Origin of the sequence: Candidatus Methylobacter favarea (genome assembly GCF_902806695.1) — a bacterium.
Taxonomy (GTDB): domain Bacteria; phylum Pseudomonadota; class Gammaproteobacteria; order Methylococcales; family Methylomonadaceae; genus Methylobacter_B; species Methylobacter_B favarea.
Genome location: NZ_CADCXN010000130.1, coordinates 1 through 7,741, shown reverse-complemented (window position 1 = coordinate 7,741; position 7,741 = coordinate 1). Strand labels below are relative to the sequence as shown.

Sequence of the window (7,741 nt, the reverse complement as noted above, 5' to 3'; positions counted from 1 at the left end):
TTGAAGCTAATGTCCGCGAGCGCAATGTGAAGGCTACCCCCGTCAATTGGCGCTTTACCACCCAAGAGGCACGACGGAAGCTGGCTCGGCTTTATCCTTGTACTTCATCATGACTGACTACTAGTCGATAATGGCACAAGTATTAGCAAAGCGGTTTCTGAAGTAGGTATAGGTCGGCGTACTTATTACAAAGCTATTGAAGAAGGCCGGATTTAACTCCGGTTTTGATTGGAGATCAGTACACAAACTTACGGTTGTGAACTGGAAACCGATGGCAAAACCGTAAGTTTCTGTTCAAATGCTCCCGCTAGTCCTATTAGGGAGAATGGCTAGGCATTAAATGAAAAAGGTCGCATTGAACGGTATTTTTTAAGAGTCAAGGGAGTTTTCAAAAAATAGTTCAGATTTTTATTGTTTTTACTCAATGTAGATTAATACTTTATGAATGTTATGTTTCAAATAAGGAAACAATAAATATATTTATTGTGACATTGTCAACAATACCAAACTACTCTATATTTATGATGTAATTTAAATAAACCTTTTCAACTTTCTGCGAGAACTTACTCATGAGCAATTTTTACAAGGATATTTTAACTGGAATAGTATTTATAATTGGTCTGCTGGGCTTTGTTTCCGGTGAATTCATTATCTCATCCACGCTATTCGCAACTGCGGCCATTGCCAGCAATATTAACCTGAACCGTAAACGCGAAGCTAAGCAGTTATCATGCGAATAGTTCCTTTATCTGAACTGCTTAACCAAGCAACTTGAAAACTTCCAAGGCTTAACAGCCTTGGAAGTTTTTTTAGGCTTTCATATTTACCCTGGGCTTACATTCTGGCATAGGCTGGGAATCTTCAAACTCCTATTATCTATTGCCCTGATTCCAATTAGCAGAATCTACATCCCATCAGCAAAATTTTTGTTTATTCTTTTAAACACTTATAAATATTTTTACTTAGCACAGATCTTAGTGCTAAAAAAGACGGAGCGTAAGCTTCTAACACCAGCATTTCGTCATAAGGTTTTATCAAGTCCGCTTCTATCTTCTATTTAATTATCTTTAATGTTGGAGTTATTCAGTGGTAAGGTGCCGAACTGTTTGCGAAGAAGAATTAAGCATATTTTTATCCATACCATTTAACCATTTAGAGCAAAAAAACAGGCCGAGTATATTCATCACTCGCTTCAGGTAAAGGCTTGGAATTTCATAAAGCTCGGTTTGAGATGATAACCCGGGTCCAAAAGCAATATAATGTTTGACTCGCTCCCAAAGAAATATAAGTATTATAAAGGCCTTATCGTTCAACCCAGCATTAACGGCAACCGAGGACCCCTTCTTTGGACTGGGCCATTCAGAATAGCGGGTATGAATGGAGCGTTGCCTTGCTGAAGCTCGTGAAGAAATGGATAACGGGATATGTAGCCAATAAAACCTTTCCCATGCGTAAGGCAACCAAAGGCAGTCGCTTCTGTCGGTTCTATTCGTAAATAACGCAAGTGGCAATTGATTGTTTATGGGAAATTTTAACCTATTTCTATGCCCCGGATTTTAAAATGAAAAGGCTCTAGTTTTTAGAGGAATTGCCAAAAAAATACACTGGTTAAGCGCTATTTTTCAGCACCATAGCATTTATGGTAGTCACTACAGACATCACAGGAGGGAGCGCGGCACAGATACAAGCCCTCCGCTTCGCAAAGCTGTTTATACAAAAACTTTTTCCATTTCATATCCTTGTCATTTTTTGCGGCCAGTTCCGGAAAGTTGTAATTAAGCATAGCGCTCAGTTGCGCGCGTGACCAAAGCCCTAAATCCTGCCATAAATGATCGCTGCCCAAACAACCGGCAACGATAATAGCAATCATCCAGTCAGTTTCGAGGCTATCAGGTTTACTGAAATGCTTTAGCAGATTGACCAGATCGTCTTTTTCCAGCATCCGGCTAAAGTCCGACTTGCGACCTGATAGCGCGTATTCCGGAATGCTGCAGCATGGGGAAAAATACTTTTTTAACGCATTAAACTGCTCAGGTTCTAACCCCAGATAATCAGGCAAAACGCCTTGCCCGGCACACCAGCTGGCTACCATACAGGCCAGCCATTTATGATTCGGCGATACCGGAATCTGTGACGTTAGCCGGGAAAAGAGCTGTTCCCGGTCGTCCTGGAGCTGGAGCGCCATGGACAGGGTTAATATTCGACCAGGATATCCTCATCCCTGACGATCATCTGACAGGCCAGCCGCCATGGCGGCGGCAAGTCATCGACGATCACTTGTTCCATCTCTTCCTTGCTGATTTTGCCGGATTGTCTTAATACGGCTTTTTCTTTTTCCGTTAACGTTCCGCCCATGCGTTCGAGTTTTTTATCAATACTGCTGACTTTAACGATACAAGTGCCGCACTCGCCGTCCTGACATTCAAAATTTATCGGAATTTTGTTTTCCCGCGCCAATTTCAATAATGTTTCTGTATGACTGCCGGCAACGGCATAGACGGTTTTATCCCGATATTCGGGATTTGAAAAGGTAACTAAAGCCATAATGTACTCCTTTAATAATGCAAGGTGCCGTGCTCTGATTCATGCTTCCGGGTTGAAATCAGAAACGGGGTAACTGCCAGATTCCTCGTTCTAAAGAGGAAAGTAAAATTTTACGAAAAGTATGTTTTTAAACCGGTTTGACTTTGATTGCTCCGCCCAGCACCTGTGCCTGACAAGCCAGACGATTATGTTTGCCGGCCATGTTTTCGCGCAGAACTTTATCTTCAAGCACGGACGGCTCGGTCAGATTGTTCCAGCCTTCTGTTACTTTCGTAATACAGGTGCCGCACTCGCCTTCACGGCAGCCATAAACAATACCTGAACCGACTTTTTCGGAAATTTCGATCAGCCGTGTGCCAGCTGGTGCGGTAACAGTAATATTTATATCTTCAAAGGTAATCGACGCTTTCGCCATGTTAGTCTCCTGGTGTGTTAAATAAATTTTATGCAAGATCAGCCATATCAATCACTTTTGCTTGCCTTAAGCCCAATAGATCCTGAGCCATTTGACGTCCGAATTCCCGGCAGACCTGGATTTCCTCTTCTGTCGGAATTAACTTGATGCGTATACCCGGAATTGGAACCCGCAGCTTGAGCCCGCGCAAGCGGTCTTCGACCATTTTCACGCCCTCCCCGCTCCAGCCGTACGAGCCGAAAACACCGCCCAGCTTTGACTTGAGGTTGACGACGGCCAGTGAGGACAATAAATCCCATACCGGCTTGACTGCATCGCCATTAATGGTGGGCGTGCCAAAAATCAGGCCGTCTGCGCCTTCTATCAAATCCACGAACGGGGCGATTTCGCTCCCTTCCAGGTCGTATAAAGAGACGCGCACATGCTCCACGGCCATCGCGCCTTCATAAACGGCTTCGGCCATGCGCCGCGTGTTGCCGTATGAACTGATATAAAATATCAACAGGGTTTTTTCGCCTGCGCTAACTTCGTTTAGCAAGGCTGATCGTGATAATTCACGGTAGCGCTGTACATACTGTTGCGGTTGATCGCGCAATAAAGGGCCATGCGCGGGTGCGATGGTATTGACCGGTAACAACGGTTCGATTAAATCGAGAGCCTTGTTTACATAGTCTTTAAACGGCCGCATGATGTGGGCGTAGTAATATTCAAATGAGAAGCGAAAATCGCCGACAAAATCATTGAACAGGCGCGCATCACAAAAATGACAGCCAAACACATCGCCTGAAAACAGGGTTTTTTCTTCTACCAGATAAGTGCATTGGGTATCGGGCCAGTGCAAATAAGGGGTATGAAAAAACGTCAACGTGCGATCGCCCAGCGAGACCTTGTCGCCGCTCATGACCGGCGTAAAAGCAAATACATCCTGCTTCAGCAAGGCTTTCAGCATGGATTGCGCTTTCTGGGAAATGTAAAGTTGTGCTTGAGGAGCCCGGTGCATGAGTTCAGGCAAGGCGCCGGTATGGTCAGGCTCCAGATGATTCAGGATGATGACTTTAATTTCGTCATAACTTGCTACCGATTCCAAACGGGCGAAAAAATCGTCGGCGAAACTTTCCTTGACGGTATCGATAATGGCAACGCCTTCGTTGCCTCTAACCATATAGGCGTTGTAACTGGTGCCGTTGGCGGTTTTTAAAATGATGTCAAAGGTACGTAGCGCAGGATCGAGGCCGCCTATCCAGTGTACTCTTTCAGATAACGCAACGGCCTGCGGTATGCCCGCTATAGTCAAGACCGGAGGCTTACTCATGATTGCAGCTTGCTTGTGCAAGCGGCCTGGAACAGCTTTCCAGATCCTGAGTTGCCCCGCTTCCTTTTAAGCCAATCCAGTCAGCCGCCGCCTGTTGATCAAATCCCGTCATTAAGCTATCGCCGACTTGCATTAAGGGGCGGCGAATCAGCAATGGATTTTCCAGCATCATTGCTAAGGCCTGCGCTTCTGTCAGCCTATCAGGTTCAATCTCGCCGTGCTTGATCGCTGGAGCGCTGTAATTGAACCAATGCGGTACCGCTAAAGTACCGAAGAAAGCGCGCAAGCGCTCGGGCTGCCAGCTTTGAGTTAATAAATTTCTTGCTACAACCTGATGACCCGCAGCTGTTAACAATTTCTTTTGCCGCGTGTTGTTAACACAACCTGGTTTTTCGTAGAAAATGACAGTAGCCATCAGAGATGTCCTTGCTTAGTGAGACTGCAACTCAGCCATGGCTTCGGCCATTTTTTCCGGCGGAATTCCGGTCAAAGACCCTGGCGGATTAATCGGTACACCCAGCGAATCCAGTATCGCGCCTTCTATTGGACAGATGCTGGCGCATTGAAAGACGGGAAAGTCGCCTTCGCATTCCGTGCACTTTGTACTGTTGACCAGAAAATGCGGCTTGGCTTCGTAAATGGCCTTGCTTGGACAGATCGGCTCACAGGCAAAGCAGTTGACGCAGGATTCAATAATTTTTACTGCCATGACAGGCTCCTAAGCTAGGGTAATCAAACATCGGAGGGCGACAGGCCAGTCGTCCTATGCACTGGCCCTGACTGAATCGTTGGCATCATCGAGCTTGCCCGCGGCGGCCATTTCCTTGTAAACCGCCATGACGGCTTCTTCGATCGGCTCCATGGCGTGCTCGCCGTTCGGCGCAATGCCGGCCGCTTCCAGCTGCTCCCAGGGCTCGTAGCCGACTTTGGAGCATAGCACCGCTTCGCAGCCTTCCAGCGACCTTATTGTGCGCATCAGCGTCGATTCGGTTTCGCCGCAGGTGGTATCGCCGCCGCAATATTGATCAGCTTTGCGGTGGCTGATAAAGCGCACGCCGTCCGGGGAGGCTTCATAAATCAGGAATTCCTTGGCATGGCCGAAGTGCAGGTTTATCACGCCTTGGCCACTGGTCGCTACTGCCATCAACACTGGCCGCGTAGTCAGTTTGGGTTCTTGCCTGAACTGCTCGGCCTTGGCCGTTTTCTCCAGACGCTTGCTGTCCATTTCGGCCTGTATGGCTTCATGGATAACCTTGCGTTTTTCCATCGCCGCCTGATAGTCGATTTCCATCGTTTCGATCTTGTCGAGCGTGAATTCATCACCGCGGTCTTCGCCGAGCAATCCAACGGCATCGGCGCGGCACTGGCGGCAGTGGCGCATCATGTTCATGTCGCCCGAACAACTGTCCTGCAGGTCTTGCAATTCATCGGGTGTAGGGCCGCGCTGGCCCATTACGCCATAGAAAGTGCCGTGCTCGGCTTCGGCGATCAGCGGCATGACGTTGTGCAAAAACGCCCCCTTGGATTTTACAACTTTGCTGACTTCGGCCAAATGCTGGTCGTTGACGCCCGGAATCATGACCGAGTTGACCTTAACCAGAATGCCCTTGGCAATCAGCATATCCAGGCCTTTTTGTTGCTGCTCGATCAAAATTTTGGCGCCTTTTTTGCCTTTAATGCGGCGGTTGTTCCAGAATATCCACGGATAAATTTTCGCGCCGATTTCAGGATCAACACAGTTAATGGTTATGGTGACATGGTCGATATTATGCTTGGACAACTCCTCGACCGCATCAGGCAGCGCCAGTCCGTTAGTCGATACGCACAGTTTGATATCGGGCGCTTCCTCGCTCAGCCGGCGGAAGGTTTCGAAGGTGCGTTCGGGATTGGCCAGCGGATCGCCGGGGCCGGCAATGCCCAATACCGTCATTTGCGGAATGGTGGCGGCCACGGCCATGGTCTTTTTAACGGCCTGGTCCGGCGTCAGCAGTTCTGATACCACGCCGGGGCGCGATTCGTTGGCGCAGTCGTATTTGCGGTTACAGTAATGGCATTGAATGTTACAGGCTGGCGCTACCGCCACATGCATTCTGGCAAAATAATGATGGGCGTCTTCCGAATAACAGGGATGATTCTGGACTTTCTCCCGAATCGAATCAGGCAGTGTATCCATCTGATTATCGGTTGAACCGCAGGAGCCTGCTGAACAGCCGCCTTTTGAAACGGGTGCATCGTTTAATACTGGCAATTGCATGATATTGACCTCGTAAGTGCGTTTACCTAAAGTAAAAGCACAGGCCATGCCAAGGGGAGATTTAATTTTATCCTATTGATTTATATTGCTGTTATTTTTATAAATAAGAAATGTTGTTGCAAATGTAACAGTCTTTTTTTCAGGTTTTGTAATGAATTGAACAATAAGTCTGAAGGAAAAACGACTGTAATTTCATGTTTTTGCGCTCATGGCACTAAAGACAGGGTAGGGGATGCGTACTTCGGTTCTTAGGGGTAAACCTCTTTCTTTTACAGCCTATACCCATATCATGCCATTGGTATATAAGTACAAGCTGATATCTGCTGATATTCAACTCATCCGTTGAGTCAAGGACGCTTAAGAATGACATGATAGAGCGTTGACATGCCTGCCATCCTGTGATCGCTGACATGGCAGTGCAGGAGCTAGTCTCTTGACGACCGCAGCACAATGGTCGCGGCACCCTAATTACTGCGGTCGTGCTGGCGGGCAATACTACGACCACGTCAGTCCGGCGCCCATGTTCAAGCAGTGTCTGACCATGCCAGTGCACGGTATAATTGTCCGCTTAGTTGCCCAGGGCGATAAGATGCCATCGCCCTCGCTTGCCAAGGTTTGTTTCTCAGCCCATAAGCGAGATTGTAAATAATTCCATGTAAGCGCTTGTTTTAAATAATAAGAGACCCGAAACTTGATCTGAAAATGAGCTCTATCATCAACGATTTGCCTCTTATTTTCGCTGTGCAAGAGTTAGCTAAAGGCCTAAAGTCAGAGCGGAATTTAGTGGCACTTAGGCACTGATTCAGGAGTTTCTGAAAATCACCGCGGCAGCGGCCTTGAAGGCCGAAATGGACAACCATCTAGATTATCCCCCGTATTCTCGGCAAGTTAAGGTTGCGGCAACAGTCGCAACGGCTAGGGCGCAAAAAAGCTCAAAAGCGGGCAGGAGGCGATCGAGATTGAAATGCCACGCGATTGTGAGGACGGTTTTGAACCGCACTTTGCCGCTACAAATCAAACTCGCCTGAGTCATTTCTTTATACAGCCTCCATTTGATCCTTTATCTGGACTACCTTGTTGTTAAAATACGGGTATTGCTAATTAACTATAGATAATCTCATTATTTCTTTTAGCCATCAGAAGCCTTACGGAATATTCCAACATCTTTTGGCACTTGCTGTAGCATTTTGACTTGCGGCGCAACCTGGCAAGGAAA

At 47.2% G+C, this 7,741-nt stretch carries 8 protein-coding genes and 1 pseudogene; 1 reads left to right on the top strand and 8 read right to left on the bottom strand.

What is annotated here, in order from left to right:
- Nucleotides 1-569: 569 nt before the first annotated feature.
- Entirely contained in the window at nt 570-740 is a 171-nt protein-coding gene (locus tag HUX64_RS18850; protein ID WP_174627731.1) for a hypothetical protein, read from the top strand.
- Between the two features lie 875 nt (nt 741-1,615).
- On the opposite strand, the gene HUX64_RS18845 is transcribed toward HUX64_RS18850, so the two are convergent.
- From HUX64_RS18845 to HUX64_RS20005, 8 genes and pseudogenes are all read right to left on the bottom strand, one after another.
- Nucleotides 1,616-2,185 (bottom strand): nitrogen fixation protein NifQ, encoded by a 570-nt coding sequence (locus HUX64_RS18845; RefSeq protein ID WP_174627730.1) that lies wholly within the window; start codon nt 2,183-2,185, stop codon nt 1,616-1,618.
- Nucleotides 2,186-2,193: 8 nt separating this feature from the next.
- Nucleotides 2,194-2,544, bottom strand: a complete 351-nt coding sequence (locus HUX64_RS18840; RefSeq protein ID WP_174627729.1) for a 2Fe-2S iron-sulfur cluster-binding protein — start codon at nt 2,542-2,544, stop codon at nt 2,194-2,196.
- 127 nt (nt 2,545-2,671) lie between these two features.
- Nucleotides 2,672-2,959: a 2Fe-2S iron-sulfur cluster-binding protein gene (locus tag HUX64_RS18835; RefSeq protein ID WP_174627728.1), complete on the bottom strand. Its 288-nt coding sequence runs from the start codon at nt 2,957-2,959 to the stop codon at nt 2,672-2,674.
- A 28-nt stretch (nt 2,960-2,987) separates the two neighbouring features.
- A complete protein-coding gene (locus tag HUX64_RS18830; protein WP_174627727.1) occupies nt 2,988-4,271 on the bottom strand; it encodes an FprA family A-type flavoprotein in 1,284 nt (427 codons plus the stop codon).
- Entirely contained in the window at nt 4,264-4,686 is a 423-nt protein-coding gene (locus tag HUX64_RS18825; RefSeq protein WP_174627726.1) for an ArsC/Spx/MgsR family protein, read from the bottom strand. The genes HUX64_RS18830 and HUX64_RS18825 overlap by 8 nt, the downstream gene beginning before the upstream one ends.
- Before the next feature lie 15 nt (nt 4,687-4,701).
- Entirely contained in the window at nt 4,702-4,980 is a 279-nt protein-coding gene (locus HUX64_RS18820) for a 4Fe-4S dicluster domain-containing protein (RefSeq protein WP_174627725.1), read from the bottom strand.
- Nucleotides 4,981-5,034: 54 nt separating this feature from the next.
- Complete coding sequence (gene nifB / locus HUX64_RS18815) at nt 5,035-6,525, bottom strand: nitrogenase cofactor biosynthesis protein NifB (RefSeq protein WP_174627724.1); 1,491 nt, start codon at nt 6,523-6,525, stop codon at nt 5,035-5,037.
- A 1,101-nt stretch (nt 6,526-7,626) separates the two neighbouring features.
- A pseudogene (locus tag HUX64_RS20005) lies at nt 7,627-7,741 on the bottom strand (IS1 family transposase); the annotation flags it as partial.

Excerpts from the sequence above, each read along its gene's own strand:
- HUX64_RS18850 (WP_174627731.1), top strand. The coding sequence starts at position 570 with ATGAGCAATTTTTACAAGGATATTTTAACTGGAATAGTATTTATAATT.
- HUX64_RS18845 (WP_174627730.1), bottom strand. The coding sequence starts at position 2,185 with ATGGCGCTCCAGCTCCAGGACGACCGGGAACAGCTCTTTTCCCGGCTA.
- HUX64_RS18840 (WP_174627729.1), bottom strand. The coding sequence starts at position 2,544 with ATGGCTTTAGTTACCTTTTCAAATCCCGAATATCGGGATAAAACCGTC.
- HUX64_RS18835 (WP_174627728.1), bottom strand. The coding sequence starts at position 2,959 with ATGGCGAAAGCGTCGATTACCTTTGAAGATATAAATATTACTGTTACC.
- HUX64_RS18830 (WP_174627727.1), bottom strand. The coding sequence starts at position 4,271 with ATGAGTAAGCCTCCGGTCTTGACTATAGCGGGCATACCGCAGGCCGTT.
- HUX64_RS18825 (WP_174627726.1), bottom strand. The coding sequence starts at position 4,686 with ATGGCTACTGTCATTTTCTACGAAAAACCAGGTTGTGTTAACAACACG.
- HUX64_RS18820 (WP_174627725.1), bottom strand. The coding sequence starts at position 4,980 with ATGGCAGTAAAAATTATTGAATCCTGCGTCAACTGCTTTGCCTGTGAG.
- nifB (WP_174627724.1), bottom strand. The coding sequence starts at position 6,525 with ATGCAATTGCCAGTATTAAACGATGCACCCGTTTCAAAAGGCGGCTGT.